19 protein-coding genes, 4 tRNA genes and 1 other RNA gene are annotated in these 24432 nt (G+C 70.9%); 16 read left to right on the top strand and 8 right to left on the bottom strand.

Translation table 11 applies throughout. The annotated features are described in order from the left end of the window. From OG623_RS16230 to OG623_RS16220, 3 genes are all read left to right on the top strand, one after another. Complete coding sequence (locus OG623_RS16230) at positions 1-1473, top strand: ATP-binding protein (RefSeq protein ID WP_406147264.1); 1473 nt, start codon at positions 1-3, stop codon at positions 1471-1473. A 451-nt stretch (positions 1474-1924) separates the two neighbouring features. Further along, positions 1925-2152 carry an excisionase family DNA-binding protein gene (locus OG623_RS16225; RefSeq protein WP_406147262.1) on the top strand — a complete coding sequence of 76 codons (228 nt, stop codon included), beginning with the start codon at positions 1925-1927 and terminating at the stop codon, positions 2150-2152. Between the two features lie 75 nt (positions 2153-2227). Continuing rightward, positions 2228-3505: a tyrosine-type recombinase/integrase gene (locus OG623_RS16220; RefSeq protein ID WP_406147261.1), complete on the top strand. Its 1278-nt coding sequence runs from the start codon at positions 2228-2230 to the stop codon at positions 3503-3505. A gap of 64 nt (positions 3506-3569) precedes the next feature. Here the strand turns inward: OG623_RS16220 and OG623_RS16215 are convergent. Then, positions 3570-3657 (bottom strand) — tRNA-Ser (locus tag OG623_RS16215). Positions 3658-3789: 132 nt separating this feature from the next. Between OG623_RS16215 and ffs the strand changes: the two genes are divergently transcribed. The 6 genes from ffs (at position 3790) to OG623_RS16185 (ending at position 12625) form a co-directional block, all read left to right on the top strand. Further along, positions 3790-3886, top strand: an RNA gene (ffs, locus tag OG623_RS16210) — signal recognition particle sRNA small type. 91 nt (positions 3887-3977) lie between these two features. Continuing rightward, positions 3978-6329, top strand: a complete 2352-nt coding sequence (locus tag OG623_RS16205; RefSeq protein WP_406147259.1) for a DNA polymerase III subunit gamma and tau — start codon at positions 3978-3980, stop codon at positions 6327-6329. Between the two features lie 210 nt (positions 6330-6539). After that, complete coding sequence (purD, locus tag OG623_RS16200) at positions 6540-7793, top strand: phosphoribosylamine--glycine ligase (protein ID WP_406147257.1); 1254 nt, start codon at positions 6540-6542, stop codon at positions 7791-7793. 397 nt (positions 7794-8190) lie between these two features. Beyond that, a complete protein-coding gene (locus tag OG623_RS16195) occupies positions 8191-9903 on the top strand; it encodes a hypothetical protein (protein WP_406147256.1) in 1713 nt (570 codons plus the stop codon). Between the two features lie 227 nt (positions 9904-10130). Continuing rightward, positions 10131-11594 carry a N,N-dimethylformamidase beta subunit family domain-containing protein gene (locus tag OG623_RS16190; RefSeq protein ID WP_406147255.1) on the top strand — a complete coding sequence of 488 codons (1464 nt, stop codon included), beginning with the start codon at positions 10131-10133 and terminating at the stop codon, positions 11592-11594. 104 nt (positions 11595-11698) lie between these two features. Further along, positions 11699-12625, top strand: a complete 927-nt coding sequence (locus tag OG623_RS16185) for a phosphoribosylaminoimidazolesuccinocarboxamide synthase (protein WP_406147254.1) — start codon at positions 11699-11701, stop codon at positions 12623-12625. Between the two features lie 65 nt (positions 12626-12690). On the opposite strand, the gene OG623_RS16180 is transcribed toward OG623_RS16185, so the two are convergent. The 6 genes from OG623_RS16180 to OG623_RS16155 all read right to left on the bottom strand — a co-directional run bounded on the left by OG623_RS16180 (position 12691) and on the right by OG623_RS16155 (position 15769). After that, a tRNA-Gly gene (locus tag OG623_RS16180) sits at positions 12691-12766 on the bottom strand. A 22-nt stretch (positions 12767-12788) separates the two neighbouring features. Further along, the gene (locus tag OG623_RS16175) at positions 12789-13415 is read right to left on the bottom strand and encodes a response regulator (protein ID WP_406147252.1); all 627 of its coding nucleotides are present in this window, start codon (positions 13413-13415) and stop codon (positions 12789-12791) included. Continuing rightward, entirely contained in the window at positions 13412-14890 is a 1479-nt protein-coding gene (locus OG623_RS16170) for a sensor histidine kinase (RefSeq protein ID WP_406147250.1), read from the bottom strand. Before OG623_RS16170 ends, OG623_RS16175 begins: the two co-directional genes overlap by 4 nt. 167 nt (positions 14891-15057) lie before the next feature. Continuing rightward, positions 15058-15130 (bottom strand) — tRNA-Gly (locus tag OG623_RS16165). A 79-nt stretch (positions 15131-15209) separates the two neighbouring features. Next, positions 15210-15281, bottom strand: a tRNA-Gly gene (locus OG623_RS16160). A 152-nt stretch (positions 15282-15433) separates the two neighbouring features. Continuing rightward, positions 15434-15769, bottom strand: coding sequence for an Lsr2 family protein (locus OG623_RS16155; protein ID WP_406147249.1), 336 nt, complete (start codon positions 15767-15769; stop codon positions 15434-15436). Between the two features lie 384 nt (positions 15770-16153). On the opposite strand from OG623_RS16155, the gene purS reads away from it, so the two are divergent. The 7 genes from purS to OG623_RS16120 all read left to right on the top strand — a co-directional run bounded on the left by purS (position 16154) and on the right by OG623_RS16120 (position 22696). Beyond that, on the top strand, positions 16154-16405 hold the full coding sequence (gene purS / locus OG623_RS16150; protein WP_362886794.1) for a phosphoribosylformylglycinamidine synthase subunit PurS: 252 nt from the start codon (positions 16154-16156) through the stop codon (positions 16403-16405). Further along, positions 16402-17082, top strand: a complete 681-nt coding sequence (purQ, locus tag OG623_RS16145; protein ID WP_406147246.1) for a phosphoribosylformylglycinamidine synthase subunit PurQ — start codon at positions 16402-16404, stop codon at positions 17080-17082. The genes purS and purQ overlap by 4 nt, the downstream gene beginning before the upstream one ends. After that, entirely contained in the window at positions 17079-19328 is a 2250-nt protein-coding gene (purL, locus tag OG623_RS16140) for a phosphoribosylformylglycinamidine synthase subunit PurL (protein ID WP_406147244.1), read from the top strand. The genes purQ and purL overlap by 4 nt, the downstream gene beginning before the upstream one ends. A gap of 138 nt (positions 19329-19466) precedes the next feature. After that, on the top strand, positions 19467-20018 hold the full coding sequence (locus tag OG623_RS16135) for an ArsR/SmtB family transcription factor (protein ID WP_406147243.1): 552 nt from the start codon (positions 19467-19469) through the stop codon (positions 20016-20018). A gap of 26 nt (positions 20019-20044) precedes the next feature. After that, positions 20045-20941: a M23 family metallopeptidase gene (locus tag OG623_RS16130; RefSeq protein ID WP_406147242.1), complete on the top strand. Its 897-nt coding sequence runs from the start codon at positions 20045-20047 to the stop codon at positions 20939-20941. 65 nt (positions 20942-21006) lie between these two features. Continuing rightward, positions 21007-21816, top strand: coding sequence for a sterol carrier family protein (locus OG623_RS16125; protein ID WP_406147241.1), 810 nt, complete (start codon positions 21007-21009; stop codon positions 21814-21816). 37 nt (positions 21817-21853) lie between these two features. Continuing rightward, complete coding sequence (locus tag OG623_RS16120; protein ID WP_406147239.1) at positions 21854-22696, top strand: META domain-containing protein; 843 nt, start codon at positions 21854-21856, stop codon at positions 22694-22696. A gap of 99 nt (positions 22697-22795) precedes the next feature. Here the strand turns inward: OG623_RS16120 and OG623_RS16115 are convergent, their stop codons facing one another. Then, positions 22796-24289 carry a sulfatase gene (locus OG623_RS16115; RefSeq protein WP_406147238.1) on the bottom strand — a complete coding sequence of 498 codons (1494 nt, stop codon included), beginning with the start codon at positions 24287-24289 and terminating at the stop codon, positions 22796-22798. Positions 24290-24432: the final 143 nt, after the last annotated feature.

The following is a 24432-nucleotide window of genomic DNA, read 5'->3' as shown; positions in this document are numbered from 1 at the left end:
ATGTCCGAGGACGAGAAGACTCCGGCGCGTGAGGTGATCACCGAGTACGCGCAGTCGCACTTCCGGTACTTCCGCACCACGGAGGGCACCGTCTACGCCCAGCGGATCGGCCACCCCGTGGCCCGCCCGATCCGCTCCCAGGGCACGACCGGCAGCCACCGGCAGGAACTCATGGTCGACCTCTTCAACGACGGGGTCGGCGTCTTCAACGGGACGTCGCTCAAGGAGGCGTTGGACTTGATCGAAGCACTCGCGCTGAGCCAGGACGTGCAGCCCACACACATCCGTGTCGCCCCCGGGTTCGACGGGGCGACGTGGCTGGACCTGGGCCGCGACGACGGGCAGTCCGTCCGCATCCACCCCAACGGGTGGGAGATCAAGGTTCCCGACCCGCGTGAGGTGTGCTGGCGGCGCACCCAGCTCACCGGAGAACTCCCGATGCCCGCCCGGGACACCGAGGGCAAGGGCATCGACCAGCTGTTGCGGCTGACGAACTTCGCCACCGCCGACACCGAGAGCCTGGCCCTGGCTTGGCTCATCGGCTGCCTGGGCCCCTCCGTCCCCGTCCCGGCCCCGTTCCTCACCGGGCCGCAGGGAGCGGGGAAGTCGACGGCCGGCCGGATGCTGGTGCGGATCATCGAGGGCATGACCGGCGACCTGCGCCGGGCCCCGAAGGACGAAGAGAACCTGATCACGGCCGTCGCCGCAGGATGGGTCACCGCGCTGGACAACCTCTCGCACCTGGCCCCGGACCTCTCCGACCTCATGTGCTGCATCGTCACCGGAGCCGAGAGCATCAAAAGGGCCCTGTTCAGCGACGGCGACGTCGTCCGCTCCCGCTACCGCCGCCCCCTCCTGCTCACCGGGATCGACGTCGGCGTCATCCGCCCCGACCTCGCCGAACGCCTCCTGCCGCTGCGACTGGAACGCCCGAGCGTGCGTCGGACCGAAGCGGAGCTGTGGCGGGAGTTCGAAACGGCCCTGCCCGCGATCCTCGGCTCCCTCCTCGACCTGACGGTCAAGGTCCGGGCTACCGAGGCGGACATCCCGAGCGATCTACGGATGGCGGACTTCGCCCACCTGTGCGCGCAAATCGACGCCGCCACAGGGTTCGGCACGCTCCCCGCCTACCGCAGCAGCCTAGACGAGCTGAACGACGACGTCATCGAAGGAGACCTCCTCGCGCAGACCGTCCTCAAGCACGCCGCCACCCTCGACCCCGGCACCGAGACGCGCATGACGTCCTCGGAGTGGCTGCACCTCCTTGGCGGCCTCTACAGCGGCGACGAACTGCGGGCCCTGCCCAAAGGGTGGCCCACCACCGGGAAAGTCCTCTCCGACCGCCTCAAGCGCCTTCAGCCCACCCTCGCCGCCCGCGGCGTCCTCGTCGACTGGGGCCGCACCAAAGCGGGCCGCTACGTCGAAATGACCCGACGCCCGGCCCTGTCGCCCCACGAACAGCAGTCACTCTGACCGGTACCGGCGACCGGGCTACGGACAAGCAAGAGGAGCACCACCCGCCACGGAGGCGGGTGCTCCTCTTGCTGTTCGGCGGAACGCCGCCCAAGGGTCGCGCCGCGCAGCGGCTCCCCACTTCACGCCTGAAACAGCACCACACCACAACAGACACCCCCTCTCTTTTTTCTTAAGAAAGGGAAACCTGCGTCACCCGCGTCACCACAAGGCCCGAAACAACCCCTGAGCTGCCGCGATCGAGATGACGCAGGACGGCTTAGACCGCGTCACCCCGCGTCACCTGCGTCACCCCATGACGCAGGTCTGCGTCACCGATGACGCACCCCTGGCGCCCTGCGTCACCACATAACCGCAGGTCAGAGGTAACGAGTGACGCGGATGACGTGATGACGCAGAAATCACAACCTCGGACACATCTCGCGCTATCTCACCGCCAAGGAGCGAGCTCGTGCACCAGATCTATGCAGCCGCACCCCATGCGGCGGACGACCCGACGCTGATCCTGCTCACCGTGGAGGAGGCCGCCCGCCGTCTCCGCGTCGGCCGGACCACCTGCTTCGCCCTGATCCGCTCGGGTGCTCTGGAGTCGCTGACGATCGGCAGCCTTCGCCGTGTCCCCGCCGACGCGCCGGCTGCGTACCTCGCACGCCGTCGCGCCGAGCGGCACGCCGCCTGAACCACCTCACATGCGGGACGCCGCCCAAGCCGGGCGGCGTCCCGCGTTCGCACCTGAACTTGAAGGAGTCCGCCCGTGGCGGAGAAGAAGCGCACTCGCCGGGCAAACGGTGAAACGGCCGTCTACTTCGGCAAGGACGGCCGTTGGCACGCCCGAGTACCGATGGGCTACAAGGACGACGGCGAGCCCTACCGCAGGCACATCACCCGCCCGACCGAGGACGCTCTGGCCGCAGAGGTCAAGCGACTGGAGAAGCAGCGCGACCAGGGAACTGCACAGCAGCCCGGCAAGCTGTGGACGGTTGAGAAGTGGCTGTGGCACTGGGTCGAGAACATCGCCAAGGACGTCGTCAGCGAGAACACCTACGACGGCTACGAGGTGGCGGTTCGTGTGCACCTCGTGCCCGGCATCGGCAAGCACCGCATCGATCGCCTTGAGCCGGAACACCTGGAGAGCCTGTACCGCCGGATGCAGAAGAACGGCAGCAAGGCGGCCACTGCCCACCAAGCCCACCGCACCGCCCGTACCGCCCTCAGTGAGGCGGTGCGCCGTGGCCACGCAGCGAAGAACGCCGCCGCCCTGGCCAAGCCGCCGCGGATGGAGGAGCCGGAGGAGGAGATCGAGCCCTACTCCGTCGACGAGGTGCAGAGCCTGCTGATCGAGGTGAACGAGCGCCGAAACAGTGCCCGTTGGATGCTGGCCTTGGCCCTCGGTCTGCGGCAGGGGGAGACACTGGGCCTGCGCTGGGTCGATGTGGACTTGGACCACGAGTACCTGAAGTTGCGTCGGAATCGGCTGCGCCCCAAGTACGAGCACGGGTGCAAGGAAGCAGCCCCCTGCGGCCGGAAGGCTGGGTACTGCCCGGACCGCAAGCAGGTGCGGCGCGAGACGAAGAACACCAAGTCGCGCGCCGGCCGTCGTGCGGTGCCCCTGCCGGGCCCCCTGGTCGTGATGCTGCGGAAGCATAGGGATGCTCAGGCCCGGGAGCGCAAGACCGCCGGCAACCTGTGGACCGAGTCGGACTATGTGTTCACGAAGCCGCTCGGGGGGCCGCTCAGCCCGAACACGGACTACCACGACTGGAAGAAGTTGCTCGATGACGCGGGTGTACGTGACGGGCGCTTGCATGACGCCCGGCACACCGCAGCCACGGTCCTCATGCTGCTCGGCATCCCGGACCGTGTGATCGACCAGATCATGGGCTGGGAGGCGGGCACGTCCTCACGGATGCGCGCGCGGTACCTGCACGTGCCTGACGCCATGCTGAAGGACGTGGCGCAGAAGCTCGCGGATGCCATCTGGGGGCCCGCAACGAGCGCCCCTGTGGACAAAGACCAGAACAACGAGGCCTGAGCCAACGTCGAAGGCCCCCGCAGCAAGCTGCGGGGGCCTTCGACGTATTGCCCGGTGAGAGCAATGGCGGAGGATACGAGATTCGAACTCGTGAGGGGTTGCCCCCAACACGCTTTCCAAGCGTGCGCCCTAGGCCACTAGGCGAATCCTCCGCGGCAAACAATACAAGACGTTGGAGGGTGCTCGCGAACACGTTCCCGGTAGATCGTTCCGGACCGGCCTTCGGGAGGGGTGGGGGTGGGGAGCGGGTGGACGACAGGGGGCTGGGATCGGCTAAGGTGGGCGTCAGCCCCTCACGTGGCGCTATCTGACTGAACTCCCCCAGGGCCGGAAGGCAGCAAGGGTAAGTTGGCTCTGGCGGGTGCGTGGGGGGCCCTTGTGTGTCCGGGGTGTGCCAGGTGTGTGTGATCGTCCGCCGGGTTCCAGGTCCGGGCGGGGCCGGTTGTCGGTCCGCCCCGATAACCTCGTATGTGTGTCGTCCCTTGCGCTCTACCGCCGCTATCGCCCCGAGTCCTTCGCCGAGGTCATCGGTCAGGAGCATGTCACTGACCCGTTGCAGCAGGCCCTGCGGAACAACCGGGTCAATCACGCGTATCTGTTCAGCGGGCCGCGTGGCTGTGGAAAGACGACCAGTGCGCGCATCCTCGCCCGCTGTCTGAACTGCGAGCAGGGGCCCACGCCGACTCCCTGCGGGGAGTGTCAGTCCTGCCGGGACCTCGCGCGCAACGGGCCGGGTTCGATCGATGTCATCGAGATCGACGCCGCATCGCACGGTGGCGTGGACGACGCCCGTGACCTGCGGGAGAAGGCGTTCTTCGGGCCCGCGTCGAGTCGGTACAAGATCTACATCATCGACGAGGCGCACATGGTCACCCCGGCCGGGTTCAACGCCCTGCTGAAGGTGGTCGAGGAGCCGCCGGAGCATCTCAAGTTCATCTTCGCGACCACCGAACCCGAGAAGGTCATCGGCACGATCAGGTCGCGCACGCACCACTACCCGTTCCGGCTGGTGCCGCCCGGGACGCTCCGTAGTTATCTCGCGGAGGTGTGCGGCAAGGAGGACAGCTCCGTCGAGGACGGTGTGCTGCCGCTCGTGGTGCGGGCCGGTGCGGGATCCGTGCGTGACTCGATGTCCGTGATGGACCAGCTGCTGGCCGGAGCGGGTGACGACGGTGTGACATACGCCATGGCGACCTCGCTCCTCGGATATACGGACGGGTCTCTCCTGGACTCGATCGTCGACGCCTTCGCGGCGGGCGACGGGGCTGCGGCCTTCGAGGTCGTGGACCGGGTGATCGAGGGCGGCAACGACCCTCGGCGCTTCGTCGCGGATCTGCTGGAGCGGCTCCGCGACCTGGTGATCCTCGCCGCGGTGCCGGACGCAGGGGACAAGGGGCTCATCGACGCGCCCGCCGATGTGGTGGAGCGGATGCAGGCCCAGGCATCCGTCTTCGGCGCCGCCGAGCTGAGCCGCGCCGCCGACCTGGTCAACGAAGGGCTCACCGAGATGCGTGGGGCGACCTCGCCCCGGCTCCAGGTGGAGCTGATCTGTGCCCGTGTGCTGCTGCCCGCCGCCTTCGACGACGAGCGTTCGTTCCAGGCCAGGCTGGACCGGCTGGAGCGCGGCGGGTCCTTTGCCGCAGCCGGGCCGGGGCCCGGGGCCGCCGTGGGGTACGTGCCGGGGCCGGAGGCCCATGGGCCCGGCGTCGGGATGCCCGGCGGCGGCGTCAGCGGTCCCGCCGCGGCCCGTGCGGCCGTCCGGGGCGAGGTTCCGGGTGGCGCTCCGGGTGCCGCCCCGGGCGGTGTACCCGCCGAGGGCGTGGCGCCCCCTGCGGTGGCCCAGGCCCAGCAGCCTCAGCCGGTGGCGCCGCAGGAGGCGCCCCAGGCCCAGCAGCCGGCGGCTCAGCAGCCCCCTCAGGCCCCGGCTCCCGCTCCCGCCGGGCAGCGTCCTGGTGCCTGGCCTGCGGCTGCCGGAGCCGGTGGTGGTGGTGCGGGTGGTGCGGAACCGGCACGCAGGCCGGGCGGATGGCCGACCGCCTCAGCGCCCGGAAGCGGCGTCCCCCAGGCGCCTCAGGCGCCCCATGTACCCCAGGCGCAGACGCCCCCGCCTGCCCCGGCCGCACAGGCTCCCGTTGCCCCCGCCGGGCGCGCCCCCGCAGCCGGCGGGCAGGACATGGCGCAGGGCGCGGCCCAGGTGCGGAACATGTGGCCGGACATCCTCGAAGCCGTGAAGAACCGCCGCCGGTTCACCTGGATCCTGCTCAGCCAGAATGCCCAGGTCACCGGCTTCGACGGCAGCACCCTCCAGCTCGGCTTCCTCAACGCCGGGGCCCGCGACACCTTCTCCAGCAGCGGTAGCGAAGAGGTGCTCAAGCAGGCACTCGCCGAGCAGTTCAACGCCACGTGGCGGGTCGACGCGGTCGTCGACCCGTCGGGCGGTGGCGGTCAGCCCGTGCCGACCGGCGGCGGCGGTGGCAGGCCCCCGGCCGCCCCGTACCAGCCCCCGCCCGCGGCGCCGCCGGCTCCGTCGTACGAGTCCCGGTCGTCCGCGCCCGCCCCGCAGGCCCCGCCGCCCGCTCAGCAGCCCCCGGCACAGCAGCAGTCGTCCGGGCGGCCGCCCGAGGAGTCCTCGTACGACCGGTCCTCGCATGACCGGTCCTCGTACGACCGTGCGGCTCCCGAGCCGCCCCGGGCGGTCGCGCCCGAGGACGACACCGCCGAGGCGGACGATCCCGATCTGGTGGACTCCGCGCTCTCCGGGCACGACCTGATCGTGCGCGAGCTGGGTGCCACGGTCGTCGAGGAGTTCACCAATGACCAATGAGTGAGCCCGCACCCGCACCGCACCCGAGCCCGCACCCGCGTAGCCGGTCGGGTCCGCAGGCCGAGTCGTCGCGCCGCCGGGGCCGCCCGTCATCCAACGCCGGGGCCGGCGGCCGATGGCGCTGTCCGTCGACGGGGTCATCTGCCGGCCCGCTGTCCACGGAGCGGCGCCCGTCGAGGCACCCGGCCCCCGGCGGCTAGGCTGCACCCCGTGAAGGTCCTCGTCATCGGCGGCGGCGCCCGCGAACACGCCCTGTGCCGCTCTCTCTCCCTCGACCCCGAAGTCACCGCTCTGTACTGCGCCCCCGGCAACGCCGGAATCGCAGAGGTGGCCGAACTGCACCCGGTCGACGCACTCGACGGCACCGCCGTCGCGCGCCTCGCCACCGAGCTGGGTGCCGAGCTGGTGGTCGTCGGCCCGGAGGCACCGCTTGTCGCCGGTGTCGCCGACGCCGTGCGCGCGGCCGGCGTCCCCTGCTTCGGCCCCTCGGCCGAGGCCGCCCGGCTCGAAGGGTCCAAGGCGTTCGCCAAAGACGTCATGGCCGGTGCCAACGTCCCGACCGCCCGTAGCTACGTCTGCACCACGCCCGCCGAGATCGACGAGGCCCTGGACGCCTTCGGTGCTCCGTACGTCGTGAAGGACGACGGTCTCGCGGCAGGAAAGGGCGTCGTCGTCACGGACGACGTCGACGTCGCGCGGGCCCATGCCCTGGCCTGCGACCGTGTGGTCATCGAGGAGTTCCTCGACGGCCCCGAGGTCAGCCTCTTCGCGATCACCGACGGCACCACGGTGCTGCCCCTCCAGCCGGCCCAGGACTTCAAGCGCGCCCTGGACGGCGACGAGGGCCCGAACACCGGCGGCATGGGCGCGTACTCCCCGCTCCCGTGGGCCGACCCGAAGCTGGTCGGCGAGGTCCTCCAGACCGTCCTGCAGCCGACCGTGGACGAGCTCCGCCGCCGTGGCACCCCGTTCTCCGGGCTGCTGTACGCGGGCCTCGCGATCACCTCGCGCGGCGTACGGGTCATCGAGTTCAACGCCCGTTTCGGCGATCCGGAGACCCAGGTGGTCCTGGCCCGGCTGAAGACGCCGCTCGCCGGGCTCCTGCTCGGTTCGGCCAACGGCACCCTGGATGTCGCGCCCGCGCTGAACTGGCACGACGACGCCGCCGTCACCGTGGTCATCGCCTCGCACAACTATCCGGACACCCCCCGCACGGGAGACCCGATCGAGGGCCTCGCCGATGTGGTGGCCAAGGATGCACCGCACGCGTTCGTCCTGCACGCCGGTACCCGGCAGGACGGCGACGCGGTCGTCAGCGCCGGAGGGCGCGTGCTCTCCGTGACGGCGAGCGGCAAGGACCTGACGCAGGCCAGGGAGCGCGCCTACGCGGCGGTGGGCCGGATCAGGCTCGACGGTTCCCAGCACCGTACGGACATCGCCCGCAAGGCCGCCGAGGAAGCCTGAGCCCCTGCTCCTCACCGGGCGCCCCAGCTCCTCACCGGGAAGCCCCTGCCCCCACCCGAGCCGCTGAGCCGCCTGAGCCGCCTGAGCCTCCGCTCGTGCTCGTCCGTCCCCTGTGCCCGGCGCCCCCACGGGAAGCGCCGGGCACAGGGGTGTCCGGCGCAGCCGCGAGGCCCGCGGTATCACCGAACGACCGTGCACCGGTACGTCAGCAGCTTTACCCAAAGCCATTCCATCGGGTGACGGCTCGGCCATCCGGATGACGCCCGCCGAGGCCCCAACTAGGGTGCGGCGCAAGCTTTCCGGCACTTGGCCCACCGGCATTGCGATGTCAGTGACGGGTGCCACAGTGGGGGAGTGACCAACACCGTCGCGGGGGCAGAGGGGGTGACGTCCGGCCGTGTCCACCACCGGTTCGGTTGAGGAGTTGGGTGCGCACGCAGCGCGGTCCAGGGCCGTGGCTCTGCTGCGCATCCGGAGCAGAGCCGCGGCGCTGGCGATCCTGCCGGCGGCCGTGGCCGTCGTGCTGCTCGTCGCGCTCGCCCAGGGCCGTATCGGCCCGGGCGTCTGGTCCACGGTCAGCTGGACGGTGACGGCCTGCGCCGTCGTGATCCTGCTGCTCGCGGCGGCGGTCGCCGTCGCGGTGGCGCGCGCCAGGCCGGCGGTCAGCCCGACCGTGCCTCTGACCGAGGCCGCGGCCCCCGACCTCTACCGGCTGGTCAGGGATCTGGCCGACCGGCTCGACGTCCCGGCGCCTTCGGCCATAGCGCTGACCCCGGACTGCGACAGCTGGCTGGAGGACCGTACGCACCCCGCCGCCCAGCCGGGCGCGAAGGATCGCGGAGGTCCGAAGGGGAACAGACGCGGCCGCCGGATCCCGGCGGCGCCCGTGCTGGTCATCGGGTCCCCCTTCCTGTGGTGGATGAGGGTCGCCGAGCTGCGCGCGGTTCTCGCCCCGGTCGTCGCGGGCACCGGGCCGTCCGCGCATCCCGACATAGCGGCGGCCCGTCGTTTCGTCCGTGGCCTGGACGCCGCGGTCGCGGACGCCACCGCGCCCGGGCAGGGGCAGGTGCGCAGGCTGTCCGCGGCCTTCGTGGGATGGATCGCCAGGGTGCTGCTGCGCGGCTGTCAGGGGCACGCGGCGGAGATGGAGCGCGGCGTCGCAGCCGCCGCTTCGGGGCGGGCGCAGGAGGTGGACTACGGGCTGCGGATCGCCGCCCAGGAGCAGGTCGGTCTTGCCTACGCGGGCTGGGACCGGCTGCTGACCCGGGTCGCGCTGCCCGCCTGGCGGATGGGGCGCTGGCCCTCCAGGCTCGACGCCGGTGTCGTCTCCGCGCTCACGGAGCTCTCCCGGCGCGACCGGCTGGCAGAGGGCTTCACCTCCCGGCTGGGGGAGCGCCCCGCCTGCGACCTCATCGAGGAGCCGGGCGCGGCCGACGAGGCGGCGTCGCTGCTCGCGGCCCGCCTCTTCCACGGGGGTCCGGCGGAAGCCGGTCCCGACTGGGCGCCGGTCGACTGGCAGCAGTATCCGGACGAGGTCGTGGACCGGAAGTGGCGTACGGAGGCCGCCCGTCTGCACCGGGTGCTCGACGCCATGGGGGTGGCGACCAGCGTCTCCGTGGGGGCGCCGGACACGACGGCGGCCGACGGCTCCCCGATGCCCACGCTGGCGCGGGTGATCGACCACCTGGCCGCCCCCGGCGCCGACAGTGAGGCGCTCGCGGCCGGGATCGGCGCCGCGGTCGCCCGCGACGAGGAGAAGGCGGCACCACGCTCGCGCCCCGGCGGCAGCGCCCCGGCCGACGGCGCGGACACCGACCCCATCGACCTGTCGGGGCCGCTCCCGCTCTTCCCCCTCCAGCCGCCCCGTTCGGGCACGGAGCTGCTCGCCGACCACGTCGTGGCGATGGTCTGCTGCGCCGCCGTGGACACGGCGGGAGCCGCACCCGGGCTCGACTGGCTCGACGGCCCCGCGCTGCTCGTCGACGGTGTCCGCAGGCCGGACCTCGGCGTCCCGGTGCTCAGCCTCGTCGACGACGGCGACGCGGATCCGCTGCGCTCCTGGCTCACGGCGGTGGGAGTGCGTACGGACAAACCCGTACGCCTGGGCTGAGCGGTGCGTCTGGGCCGAGGGGGCCCGGAGTTGAACGGAGTTGAACGACCGTCCGTCCACCCAAGTAGCGAAATACCCGGAATATCCCCTGGATAGCTGGAAGATCAGTATCCGTTCCCATCTATTCGCGACGAAGTGTGACGGACCGCGCGCGTAATGTGATGTGCTGGGGACCGCGTCGGCATCCCGGCGCGGCAGACATCCGGGGGACGAGGGAGGGGAGCGGGATGGGGGCGGAGCAGATCCGGCGATGGGAATCGGGTGCCCTCGCGCATGCCGTGAGCGACCCCTTCGGACAGGGCCCGCTGCCCTGGCTCAGGGGCAGCGAGAATTACTTCGACGACACCGGCCAGGTCGTCCCCTGGTACGCCGACCCCGACCTCGGCCGCGGTGGAGCCGGCGGCGGCACGCGTACGGCCGACGACGTGCGCCAGCAGATCAAGGGGTTCGTCTCGCCCGGAGCCGCGGCACCCGGCGAGGCGATCGACTTCCACATCACCGTGGACCCGCCCCAGCAGTTCTCCGTCGACGTCTACCGCATCGGGCACTACGCGGGTGACGGCGCCGCGAAGATCACCACCAGCCCGCGCCTCTCCGGCATCGTCCAGCCCACCCCGCTGGCCGCCGAGCGGACGGTCTCCTGCCACCACTGGTGGCTGTCCTGGCGCCTGCAGATCCCCACCTACTGGTCGGTCGGCGCCTATGTCGCCGTGCTGACCACCGCCGACGGCCACCGCTCGCACGTCCCCTTCACGGTCCGCGACGACCACCCGGCGGACCTGCTGCTCCTGCTTCCCGACGTCACCTGGCAGGCGTACAACCTCTACCCGGAGGACGGCCGCACGGGCGCCAGCCTCTACCACGCCTGGGACGAGCGGGGCCGGCTGCTCGGCGAGGAGGACGCCGCGGTCACTCTCTCCTTCGACCGCCCCTACGCGGGCGCCGGCCTCCCCCTGCACGTCGGCCATGCCTACGACTTCATCCGCTGGGCCGAGCGCTACGGCTACGACCTCGCGTACGCCGACGCCCGCGATCTGCACGCGGGCCGCGTCGACCCCAGCCGCTACCGTGGCCTGGTCTTCCCCGGCCACGACGAGTACTGGTCGGTGCCGATGCGCCGCACCACCGAGCTCGCCAGGGACACCGGCACCTCGCTCGTCTTCCTCTCGGCCAACACCATGTACTGGCAGGTCGGCCTCGGCCCGTCGCCCTCCGGTGTCCCCGACCGTCTGCTGACCTGCCGCAAGCGCCGCGGCCCGGGGAAATCCGCGCTCTGGCGCGAGATCGACCGCCCCGAACAACAGCTGCTCGGCATCCAGTACGCGGGCCGGGTCCCCGATCCGCACCCGCTGGTCGTGCGCAACGCGAGCCACTGGCTCTGGGAGGCCACCGGCGCGGCCGAGGACGACGAGATCGACGGACTGGTCGCCGGCGAGGCCGACCGCTACTTCCCGCGGACCACACTGCCTGAGCACGAGAGCCGCATGCTGCTCGCGCACTCCCCGTACACGGACAGCGAGGGAGCGACCCGGCACCAGGAGACCTCGCTGTACCGCGCCCCCTCGGGCGCGCTCGTCTTCGCCTCGGGCACCTTCGCCTGGTCCCCGGCCCTCGACCGTCCGGGCCATGTCGACTCCCGTATCCAGCGGGCGACGGCCAATCTGCTCGACCGGATCTGCAAGCGGGACTGAGCCGCCAGGGCGCCGGTCCGTCCACGGAGCGACCCCTGGCGGCGTGGCCAGGGTGCATGCGGGACAATCGGAACGACTCCTGGATCAACCTACGCGGAGGCAGCGTGTCCGGTTTCGTAGAAAAGCCCGAGCCCGTGCAGGTGCCGGGGCTCACCCACCTGCACACAGGCAAGGTGCGCGACCTGTACCGGAACGAGGCGGGTGACCTCGTGATGGTCGCCAGCGACCGTATCTCCGCGTACGACTGGGTCCTGCCCACCGAGATCCCCGACAAGGGCCGTGTGCTCACCCAGCTGTCGCTGTGGTGGTTCGACCAGCTCGCCGATCTCGTCCCCAACCATGTGCTGTCGACGGAGCTCCCCGCCGGCGCACCCGCCGACTGGGCCGGCCGGACCCTGATCTGCCGCTCGCTGCGGATGGTCCAGGTCGAGTGCGTGGCACGCGGCTATCTGACGGGCTCCGGCCTGATCGAGTACGACGCGACGCGCACGGTCTGCGGTCTCGGCCTGCCCGAGGGACTCGTCGACGGTTCCGAACTCCCGGGGCCGATCTTCACCCCCGCCACGAAGGCCGCGGTCGGCGACCACGACGAGAACGTGTCGTACGAGGAGGTCGCCCGCGAGGTCGGCACCGAGACGGCCGCCCTGCTGCGCCGGACGACGCTGGACGTCTACGGCCGCGCACAGGACATCGCGCGTGAGCGCGGGATCATCCTCGCCGACACGAAGTTCGAGTTCGGCTTCGCGCCCACCGAGGACGGCGGTGAGGAGCTGATCCTCGCGGACGAGGTGCTGACGCCCGACTCCTCGCGCTTCTGGCCGGCCGAGAGCTGGAAGCCGGGCCAGGCACAGCCCTCGTACGACAAGCAGTTCGTGCGCGACTGGCTGACCTCACCGGTCTCCGGCTGGGACCGCCACAGCGAGCAGCCGCCCCCGCCGCTCCCGCGGGAGGTCGTCGACGCGACCCGCGCCAAGTACATCGACGCGTACGAGCTCCTGACCGGCACGAGCTGGCCGGCCCAGGGCGTGTGACGGCCGGGGCGTAGAGAGACGTAACGGCAGAAGGCCCCGGTCACGAGGACCGGGGCCTTCTTGCGTGGAGCGGACGACCAGGTTCGAACTGGCGACCTCAACCTTGGCAAGGTTGCGCTCTACCAACTGAGCTACGTCCGCAAGCGCCGAAGCGCGCTGCTCACTATACCCAACCTCTCTGCCGTGCGAGACGCACGGCCTCATGACGGTTCTCGGCCCCGAGCTTGGAGACGGCCGCCGACAGGTAGTTGCGTACGGTGCCCTGCGAGAGCGACGCCCGCTCGGCGATCTCCGCGACCGGCGCCCCGTCCGCCGCCAGTTCGAGCACCTCCGCCTCACGCGCGGTCAGCGGGGAGTCCCCGGCGGAGATCGCGTCGGCCGCCAACTCCGGGTCCACATAGCGGTTTCCCGCGTGCACGGTACGGATGATCTCGGCCAGCCGCCGGGCGCTGACCGTCTTCGGGACGAACGCGCGGACGCCCGCCTCGAGTGCCCGCTTCAGGTTGCCGGGCCGGCCGTGACTCGTCACGATCATGGTCCGGCAGCCGGGCAGTCCGGCCCGCAGCGATGTGGCCACCTTCACACCGTCGGCGCCCGGCATCTCCAGGTCGAGGACGGCCACATCGGGCCGGTGCGCCATGGCCATGGCGATGGCCTCAGGTCCGGTCGCCGCCTCGGCGACCAGGACGATGTCGTCCTCCAGAGCGAGCAGCGCGGCCAACGCGCCCCGGATCAGATGCTCGTCGTCGGCGAGCAGGACGCGGACGGGGCCCGGTGCGGGTGAGGTCATGTCTTCTCCAGCGGCGAGGGCGCGGTACTCGGTGATGCGGGCAGCGGGGGCGTGGGCGACGGGGGTGAGAGCGAGGGAGGCGAGGAAGCGGACGGCCGTGCAGCGCCCGGTGTCTCTGCCGTGTGCGGCGGGGAAGCGGACGGTCGTCGTGCCGTGCCCGCCGTGCCCGCCGTGCCCGCAGTGCGCGCTGTGCCCGCCGTGTCCGCCGTGCCCGTCGTGTCCGTCGTGTGCGGCGGGGAAGCCGTGGGCCCTGGCGGGGGCAGCGGGACCGTGGCGGTCAGCCGGAACCGTCCGCCGTCCATCGCCCCCGCCTCCAGCGAACCGCCGACCTCGGCCAGCCGTTCCCGTAGCCCGTGGAGCCCCGAGCCGCCGCCGGAGACGACGGCCTTGTCCGGCGTCAGGCCGTCGTTCTCCACCACCAGCCGGATCCCGTCCCGCGTGGTCTCCAGCAGGATGTCGCACCGCTGCGGATCGCCGTGCCGCAGCACATTGGTGGCCGCCTCGCGTACGGCCCAGCCGAGCGCCGACTGCACCGGGGAGGGCAGCCGTCCGCCGTCGCCGTGGACGGCACACTCGATTCCCGCGGCCCGCAGGACGCCCTGGGCTCCCAGGAGTTCCGTTTGGAGATCGGCCTCCCGGTATCCCCGTACGACCTCCCGGACCTCCTGCTGGGAGGTGCGGGCGATGCGCTGCACCTCGATCATCTGGTTGACCGCCGTGGGCTTTCCGCGCTGCGCCAGCTCGACCGCGAGCTCGCTCTTCAGCGCGATCACGGCCAGATTCCGGCCCAGGACGTCGTGCATGTCCCGCCCGAACCGCAGCCGTTCCTCCGCGACCGCCAGCCGGGCCTCCACATCCCGGGTGTCACGGAGCTTCTGCATGATCCCGAGCGTCCACGCGGAGAGACGTATGGTGCTGGAGACCAGCACACCGCCGAAACCCACTCCCGCCAAGGTGGTGAGCGCGAAGGGCCAGGACGCTCCGGCGAGCAGGGCGCCACCGCTCATCCCCGCCGCGAACACCCCGATGCACAGGCTGGACACCCACATCGGGACGGTGAGGACGAAAGGCGTCAGGAAGGGGCACGCCACGGACGCCAGCGCCACCTGCATTTCGGGAAACGCCTCCGTGCCCGCGTACCCGCCGAGCGCCAGCAGACCTGCCGCGTTCGCCAGGCACAGGACAACCGCGAAGGCGAGCCGCGGCCGCCCGACGCTCCCGCGGCCGAGGTAGCTGTCGAGGGCCCGCGGGACCAGCGGTACCGAGCAGACGCCCTGGGCGACGGCGGTCAGGACCGTGGCGACGATCAGGGCGTCGGGCGCGTCCGAGTGCCGCACCGGCCGTGTCACCGACAGGAGCGACATGGAGAAGATCATTCCCCAGACCAGGGAGTGCATGGTCCCGCGGGTGTAGAGATCCATCTTGTCGAATGCTTCGCGCTTCTGCCATCCGCGCACCTGCGCCCGTACCCACATGCCTTCCTCACCTCTTCGCGGCCATGGACCAAGACTTCCGCCGGCTCACGGCCGCGGCCAGTACGTGGTGTCATCACCGACCATGACGTTTGTCATGTGCCGTGATGACATCGGAGGAGGAAACGTCAAAGGCCCCGGTCGATATCGACCGGGGCCTTTGAATCCGGAGCGGACGACCAGGTTCGAACTGGCGACCTCAACCTTGGCAAGGTTGCGCTCTACCAACTGAGCTACGTCCGCATTGCTGCCACTCGGCTTTCACCGGTGGAGCGCTCACCACTCTACCTGATCCACTCAGTGGCTCGGTAAGGCAGTGCAGAGCGGGTGACAGGAATTGCACACTGCGCCTTCCCCCTGGAAGGGGGATGTTCTACTACTGAACTACACCCGCACGCTGCGTCGGACCCGGCTTTTCGGCCTTGCCCTTCGGCGTGCTCCAGACTCTAGCCGACCTGCGGGGGTGTTGTGCAAGTCGGCTCCCCGAGGAGCGGTCCGGGCGGCCGGAGGGGGTCGAACTGGAATGGAACATTCCGGGCGCAGTCCTCAACTGGCCGCGTTGAACGCCTCGTAGACCTTCTTGGGGATCCGGCCGCGGGCCGGCACCTCCATCCGGTGCGAGCGCGCCCAGGCGCGCACGGCCGCCGGGTCGGGCGCGAGCGACGTGTGGTGGTACGCCACCGGGGCCTTGCCGCGCTTGCCAGTATTTGTCTGCTTTCGGCCGGCGGCCACGTACGGAGCCAGCGACTTACGCAGTTTCTTTGCATTGGCGGGATTGAGGTCGATCTCGTACGACTTCCCGTCCAGGGCGAAGGTGACCGTTTCCGCCGCTTCTCCCCCGTCGATGTCGTCGGAGAGTGTGACCACGACGCGCTGAGCCACGGATATCGGTCCTTTCCTACGGCATCCGCGCGTCTGACATGCGCTGACGCCGGCCTTCTGGCGGCTGGGCGGATACGGATCGACGGCTGTCGACTGTTCCGGGGCAATCGTGCTTTCCCCGGTATTCATTTGTACAGCGGTGGGAGCCGCATTGTGAAGCCCGACCAATTGCATCCGCGTGTTGCCGGTGTGTGTCCGCGTGCAATCCGGGTGAAGATTTTTTTCCAGACTTTTCCCGGGCGTTGCCGCCTCCGATATCTCACCGTGATCGGGGCCGCCCGATATCTACCCGCGTAGAATTTCTGGCCAGGTACGCTGAGTGGACCCGCGGGGATCTGGGGAACCCCTCGGAGACACAGCCGCACCACACCACCGGGAGTGCCAGTGGCACGCGTCGTAGTCGACGTCATGCTCAAGCCGGAGATCCTCGACCCGCAGGGACAGGCTGTGCAGCGCGCACTGCCCCGTCTCGGCTTCGAAGGAATCGCGGACGTTCGTCAGGGAAAGCGTTTCGAGCTCGAGGTCGAGGGGCCGGTCGACGATGCCGCCCTCGCCCGTATTAACGAGATCGCCGAGACCTTCCTCGCCAACACCGTCATCGAGGACTTCACCGTCAAGGTGGAGGAGGAGAAGTGACCACCCGTATCGGCGTCGTCACTTTTCCCGGCACGCTCGACGACCAGGACAGCCTGCGGGCCGTGCGGATCGCGGGCGCCGAACCCGTGTCGCTCTGGCACCGTGACAAGGATCTCCACCAGGTCGACGCGGTCATCCTGGCCGGTGGATTCAGTTACGGCGACTATCTGCGCGCCGGCGCCATCTCGCGTTTCTCGCCGGTGATGGAGACCGTCATCGAGCAGGCGAAGGCCGGCCTGCCGGTCCTCGGTATCTGCAACGGCTTCCAGATCCTCACCGAGGCGCATCTGCTGCCCGGTGCGATGCTGCGCAACAACCACCTCCACTTCATCTGCCGCGACCAGAAGCTGCGGGTGGAGAACGCGGAGACGGCCTGGACCTCCGACTACACGGCGGGCCAGGAGATCTCCGTACCCCTGAAGAACGTGGACGGCCGGTACACCGCCGACGAGCGCACGCTCGACGCGCTGGAGGCCGAGGGCCGTGTCGCCTTCCGTTACGCCGACGTCAACCCGAACGGCTCGCTGCGCGACATCGCGGGCGTCACCAACGCCGCGGGCAACGTCGTCGGTCTGATGCCGCACCCGGAGCACGCCGTCGAGCCGCTGATCGGCACCGGTCGCACCGACGGCCTGGGTTTCTTCACCTCGATCATCAAGAAGCTGGTCAACGCATGAGCCTGGACACGGTCAAGCACGCGGCCGAAACCCCGGACGCCGGGCAGCCCTGGAAGGAGCTCGGCCTCAAGGAGGACGAGTACGCCCGGATCCGCGAGATCCTGGGCCGCCGTCCCACCGGCGCCGAGCTCGCCATGTACTCCGTGATGTGGTCCGAGCACTGCTCGTACAAGAGCAGCAAGGTCCACCTCAAGCAGTTCGGCGAGAAGGTCCCGGCCAACGACGCGATGCTCGTCGGCATCGGCGAGAACGCCGGTGTGGTCGACGTCGGCCAGGGTTACGCGGTCACCTTCAAGGTCGAGTCGCACAACCACCCCTCGTACATCGAGCCCTACCAGGGCGCGGCCACCGGCGTCGGCGGCATCGTCCGCGACATCCTCGCCATGGGTGCCCGTCCGATCGCGGTCGTCGACCCGCTGCGCTTCGGCGCGGCCGACCACCCCGACACCCGCCGGGTGCTGCCCGGCATCGTCGCGGGCATCGGCGGTTACGGGAACTGTCTCGGTCTGCCGAACATCGGCGGCGAGGTCGTCTTCGACGCCTGCTACCAGGGCAACCCGCTCGTCAACGCCGGCTGCATCGGCGTGATGAAGCACGAGGACATCCACCTGGCCCAGGCCTCGGGACCCGGCAACAAGGTGATCCTGTACGGCGCCCGCACCGGCGGCGACGGCATCGGCGGCGTCTCCGTGCTGGCCTCGGAGACCTTCGACGACACCAAGCCCACCAAGCGGCCCGCCGTCCAGGTCGGCGACCCGTTCCAGGAGAAGCTCCTCATCGAGTGCACCCTGGAGATCTTCAAGGAGAAGCTCGTCGCGGGCATCCAGGACCTCGGCGGCGCCGGGCTCTCCTGCGCCACGAGTGAGCTGGCCTCCGCGGGCTCCGGCGGGATGCGCGTCGAGCTGGACACCGTGCCGCTGCGCGACTCCTCCCTCTCGCCCGAGGAAATCCTCATGAGCGAGTCGCAGGAGCGCATGTGCGCGATCGTCGAGCCGCAGCACGTGGACCGCTTCATGGAGATCTGCGAGAAGTGGGACGTCATCGCCACCGTCATCGGTGAGGTGACCGAGGGCTCGCAGCTGGAGATCTTCTGGCACGGCGAGCAGATCGTGGACGTACCGCCGCGGTCCGTGGCGCACGAGGGCCCGACCTACCACCGCCCGTTCGCGCGCCCCTCCTGGCAGGACGCGCTGCAGGCCGACGACGCCGGCAAGCTGGCCCGTCCGTCGAACGGCGCCGAGCTGCGTGAGCAGGTCCTCAAGCTGGTCGGCTCCCCGAACCAGGCCTCCAAGTCCTGGATCACCGACCAGTACGACCGCTTCGTGCAGGGCAACACCGTGCTGGCGATGCCCGAGGACGCCGGCATGGTCCGGATCGACGAGCAGTCGAACCTGGGCGTGGCCATGGCGACCGACGGCAACGGCCGCTACGCCAAGCTCGACCCGTACACGGGTGCGCGGCTCGCGCTCGCCGAGTCCTACCGCAATGTCGCGGCGTCCGGCGCCAAGCCGCTCGCCATCTCGGACTGCCTGAACTTCGGTTCGCCCGAGGACCCGGACGTCATGTGGCAGTTCGCCGAGGCCACCCGCGGTCTCGCGGACGGCTGCCTGGAGCTGGGCACCCCGGTCACCGGCGGCAACGTCTCGCTCTACAACCAGACCGGCGAGACCGCGATCCACCCGACGCCGGTCGTCGCCGTCCTCGGTGTGATCGACGACGTCACCCGGCGCACGCCGGTCGCCTTCGCCGCGGAGGGGCAGCTGCTCTACCTCCTGGGCGACACCCGCGAGGAGTTCGGCGGCTCGGCCTGGTCCGAGGTCGTCCACCAGCACCTCGGCGGGATGCCGCCCGAGGTCGACCTGGGCCGCGAGAAGCTGCTCGGCGAGATCCTGATCTCGGCCTCGCGCGACGGCATGATCGACGCGGCGCACGACCTCTCCGACGGCGGTCTGATCCAGGCGGTCACCGAGTCCTGCCTGCGCGGCGGGAAGGGTGCCCGGCTGGTCGTCCCCGAGGGTCTGGACGCGTTCACCTTCCTGTTCTCGGAGTCGGCCGGCCGCGCGGTCGTCTCGATTCCGCGCAGCGAGGAGCTCCGCTTCAACGACATGTGCGGGGCGCGGGGGCTGCCCGTCACCCGTATCGGTGTCGTGGACGGCGAGGAGATCGAGATCCAGGGCGAGTTCAGCATTCCGCTGAGCGAGCTGCGCACGGCCCACGAGGGGACCCTGACGGGCCTGTTCGCCTAGGGTTCCAGGCTCCGTCCGTACCGAAGCCTGTACCGCAGCCCTGCACCGAAGCCCCTGTCCGACCGACCGGACGGGGGCTTCGGCGTTCCCGCGTCGTAGGTGTTGAATGAAATTACGTAATTACGTAAGGTGGATGTCATGGAGCTCGAGGAGCGTGTCGCCGAGCTGGAGCGGCGCCTCGCGGTGCTGGAGTCGGTCGCCGAATCGGCCGCCGAACCGGTCGCCGGAAGTGCGAAGCCGAAGCTGGGAGCCGGGGACTTCTGGGCGCTGGAGGGGCTGAAGGAACAGCTCGGCCACGTCGGGGAGGCCGCGGCCGACGGCGGGGTGCTGTTCACGGGCGCGGTGAAGCTGCCGGCCGGCGAGCGGTACGAGTGGCAGTACGGCGCGCTCACGGTCGGGCTTCTGGGGAACACGCGGGAGGACCGCCCCGACTGGGCGGAAGCCGCCGAACCCCTGGCAGCGCTCGGCCATCCGGTACGGCTGAGGCTGCTCCGCGAGATCCTCGGCGGCCGCCGCACGGCCGCCGAACTGGCCGAGCTCGACAACACGGGGACGACCGGCCAGATCTACCACCACCTGCGCCTCCTGACCGGCGCGGGCTGGCTGCACTCGGCGGGACGCGGGCGCTACGAGGTGCCTGCTGCCCGGGTGGTGCCGCTCCTGGTGGTGCTCACGGCCGCCTGGCCCTGAGGAACACGACAGCAGGGGGAGATCCCATGTCCGCACGCAGGTTGCCGGGGCTGCTCGCCCGGGTGTTCGTTCTGGTCTTCGTGGCGCTCGTCGTCACGGGGCTCTTCGTCGAGTACCCCTTCCCGTCCTGGCTGGTCTTCCTCCCCCTCGTACTCGCGTGGACGGCGAGCATCGCGGGAGGCCGTATGGCGAGCCGTGACCTCAGGGCCGCGCGCCGCGAGGCCGTCGAGGTGCTCCCGCCGGTGGCGGGCCGCTGGTCCGCGCTCAACAGTCCGGCCGACCGGGTGCCGAGCCATGGCCTCCACACCTTCGGCCAGACGTACGCCATCGACATCGTGACGGCGGACGCCCCGGTGGGGATCGCGGCGGATGACGCGGACGGCACCGTGGCGGAGGGACCGGAAGGACCGGCGGGGACCACGGGCGGGCGACCCGGGTTCGCCTGGCTGTGGCCCGTGGCGCGCAGGCCCCGGGCCTTCCCCGGCTTCGGCGCCCCCCTGCTCGCGGTCGCGGACGCCACGGTCGTCGCCGCCGACGACACGCAGCGCGACCATCTGAGCCGCAACTCCCTGCTGGGGCTCGCCTATCTCCTGCTCGCCGAAGGCGAGGCGCGCGGACTGGCGGGCGCGCACCGGGTGTTCGGCAACCGCGTCGTGCTGGACCTCGGTGACGGGACGTACGCGGCCTACGCCCATGTCCAGCGCGGCTCACTCCAGGTGCGCGCCGGCGACACCGTCAGGGCGGGACAGCGGATCGCCCGGTGCGGTAACTCCGGCAACACCACGGAGCCGCATGTGCACTTCCAGCTGATGGACCACCCGGACCTCGAAAAGGCCCGGGGGATCCCCTTCACCTGGCGGGGCATCGGCGTACCGGCCAACGGCGAGGTGTTCGAGGCAGAGGGAGCCGTCAGCAACGGCTGATCGCACGGCCGGCGTCGGGCCGTACGGGGCGGGCGTTGTCAGAGGCGCCGGTTAGTCTCGCCCGTATGCCCCCGGCCAAGAAGCGCCCGCGCGCCTACGACCTCAGCCGGACCCGCACCGCGGTCCTGGCGCAGTTCGACCGTGTCCGGGAGGCGGTGGCCGCGCTTACGGAGGATCAGCTGGCAGGGCCTTCCGGGCTGGGGGAGTGGACCGTGCGGGAGCTCGCCACCCACCTCGCCATGGCGCTGGAGTGCGTCAGCCGGCAGCTGGAACTGCCGGCGCCGCCCGGGGTGAAACCGCAGCTCACCCTGGTGGAGTGGCCCTTCTCCGCCAACTGCACCAAGGGCTCGGCCGATGGCATCGCCGGCCTGGTCGATGATCCGGCCGCGGCCGGATCCGACCTCGACGCGCTGTACGAGGAGACGGCCGCCCGGTTCGCGCAGCTGGTCCCCACCGACGCGGGCGACCGGCTGGTGACGACCCGGGCGGGCACGATGCGGCTGGGCGACTTCCTGGTGACCCGAACCGTCGAACTCGTCGTCCACACCGACGATCTGCATCGGGCGACCGGCCTCGACATCGCGTACGACCGCCAGGCGCTCGCCGCCTGCACCCGGCTGCTCGCCGACGCGCTCGCGGACAGGGCGCCAGGCGGCTCCGTCGAGGTGAGGGTCCCGCCCTTCGCGGTCGTCCAGTGCATCGGCGGACCCAAGCACACCAGGGGCACGCCTCCCAACGTCGTGGAGATGGACCCGCTCACCTGGATCAGGCTGGCCACCGGCCGTACGCGGTGGACGCAGGCGCTCGAAGCGGCGCAGGTCAGTGCCAGCGGTGAGCGGGCGGACCTCGCCCCGCTGCTCCCGCTGATGGGCTGAAGGGAACCGGACCGGCCGGTCGTTCCGTCCCATCGCCATGCGTACACGACGTATGGCCCTCAGCCTCCTGGCCCTCCTCACCCTTGCCGCCTGCGGTTCCGAGTCGGGATCCGGAGCGGGTTCCGGGGACGGCGGTGGCACGGTACGGGCAGGACCCGACGTGACCGGGGTCCGCTGGAAGGTGTCCTCGCTCACCGTCCAGGGACAGAAGAGCACCGCCCCCGCCGACGCGCACATCGAGATCGACGCCGAGGGGAAGGCCACCGGCAGTCTGGGCTGCAACCGCTTCACCGCCGATGCCGGCCTCGAAGGCGACAAGGTCACCATCGGGCCGGGCACCACCACCGGAATGGGGTGCGCGAAGGATGTCCAGCGGTTCGAGAACGCGTTGGGCAAGGCGCTCCACGGCGAGCTCAGGGCCGAGGTGGCGGGCGAGGACGACGAGCGGACCCTGACCCTGACCACCGCGCGGGGCGACTCCATCGCCCTCGCGTCCGAACCGGCGGCTCCCCTCGTCGGCACCGCCTGGAAGGTCACCGCACTGGTCTCCGGCAAGACCGCCACATCCCTGCCCGCCGGTACGAAGGGCAAGGCGCACCTCACCTTCGGCAAGGACGGCTCGGTCGCGGGGAACCTCGGCTGCAACTCCTTCCACGGCAAGGCGAAGGTGTCCGGCTCCACCCTCACCTTCGGCCGGCTCGCCTCCACCAAGATGATGTGCGCGGGCCCCCGGATGGAGCTGGAGCGCGCGCTGCTCCGGGTGCTTGACGGGAGGACGACGTACACGGTCGACCACCGGACCCTGTCGATCGACGGCGGCAACGGCGAGGGGCTCGACGCATCCGCCCCGGCCGCCGACGACCGGCCTGACCGGGGCTGATCCGTCCGGGAACCGGAGCGAGCGGTCAAGGGCGTCGGATGGCCGCCGGAAGGCCGTCATGACGCCGTCATGGGGCCGCCGGAAGACCTCATGACGCCGTCAGGAGGCCGTCGGATACGGCAGCAGGCCGGAGTCCGTCCTCTCCCACGACGCCCGCAGTTCGGCCACCCGCTCCGGTTCGGCCGCAGCGCGGTCCGCCTGTTCGCGCCGGTCGTCGGCCAGGTTGAACAGCTGGTCCGTCCCACCGGTCCCCCGGTAGTACTTCCAGTCGCCGCGCCGCAGCGCCCGCTCCCCGCGCACCCGCCAGAACAGGTCGCGCTCCTCCGGTGTCTCGCCCCGCAGCAGATATCCGGCGAGGCTGACGCCGTCCAGCGGGTGCGCGGGGTCGGGGCGCGCCCCGCCGAGCTCCAGCAGCGTCGCCGTCCAGTCCGGCGAGAACACCGGGAGATCGCTGACCTGGTGGGCGTCGATGCGCGCGGGCCAGCGCAGCACCGAGGGCACGCGGATGCCGCCCTCCTGGAGGGAGCTCTTGTTGCCTGACAGCGGCCAGTTGTAGGAGAACCGCTCGCCGCCGTTGTCGCTGGCGAAGAAGACCAGGGTGTCCTCCTCCTGCCCCGACCGCTTCAGGGCCTTCAGCACCTCGCCGACCGAGCGGTCCAGGTCCTCGACCATCTGTGTGTACTTCTCGACCGAGCCGCCATCGGCGTGGAAGAGCCCGTCGAGGCCGCCTTCCTTGATCTTCCGTACGATCTCGGCGCTCTCCGCAGTGTCGCCCTCGGCGATCCACGGCCAGTGCGGGGTGGTGAAGTTGAGGTTGAGCAGCCACGGCTCGTCGTGGTCGCGCTGCACGTACTCGCTCGCGCGCTCCGTCAGGATCCGGGTGTAGTAGCGCAGGTCCTTGTACTCGGCGTCGCCCTCGTACAGGTCGTACTCTCCGGCCAGACCGAGCTTGGAGTAGTACTCCAGGGCTCCGCCGAAGTTGCCGAAGAACTCGTCCCAACCCGACTTGGTGGGGCTGTAGTCCGGCAGGTATCCGCAGTGCCACTTGCCGATCAGCGCGGTCGAGTAGCCGGCGCCGCGCAGCAGGGAGGCCAGCGTCGGATGGGTGGGCTCAAGGCCCACGGACCTGTCGGCGATGGGCTCGGCGAGCCCGCCCTTCGTACGCCCCGGGTAGCGCCCCGTGTAGAGGCTGAAGCGGGTGGGCGAGCAGGTGGCGGACCCGGAGTAGGCGTCCGTGAACCGCACGCCTTCGCGCCCCAGCCTGTCCAGGTTGGGGGTGCGGATGTGCGGGGCCCCGTACGAGGAGAGGTCCGCCCAGCCGAGGTCGTCGCCGAGGATGAAGAGGATGTTGGGACGGCGCGCGTGCTTGCCGCGGGCCGCGCGGAACGGCCGCTCCCGCTCCACCTCCTCGGAGGCAGCCCCGGTCGCGGCGGCCGCGGGGGAGGCGGCCTGTATCCCGACGGCTGCGGCGGCGGCGGTCGCGCCCACGGCGGTGGTGAAGGCGCGTCGGCTCAGGGACGAAGGAGATGAAGGAGACGAAGGAGATGAAGGGGGCTGTTCGTCCGGGCGTGCGTGTGCGTCACGAGAGGGCATGAGGTCTCCTGGGCAGGCCTCGGGCGCCGTTGGGGGACGGCGGAGCGCGAGGGGCGGGCGCGACGGATCCCGTCGGGGACCGGAGCGCCGAAGGGCGCACCGGGTCAGGACGGGCCGTGCGGAGGAAGAGAGGAAAGGCGCAC

Origin of the sequence: Streptomyces sp. NBC_01012 (assembly GCF_045162755.1) — a bacterium.
Classification (GTDB): domain Bacteria; phylum Actinomycetota; class Actinomycetes; order Streptomycetales; family Streptomycetaceae; genus Streptomyces.
This window is presented reverse-complemented; position numbering and strand designations above follow the sequence as displayed.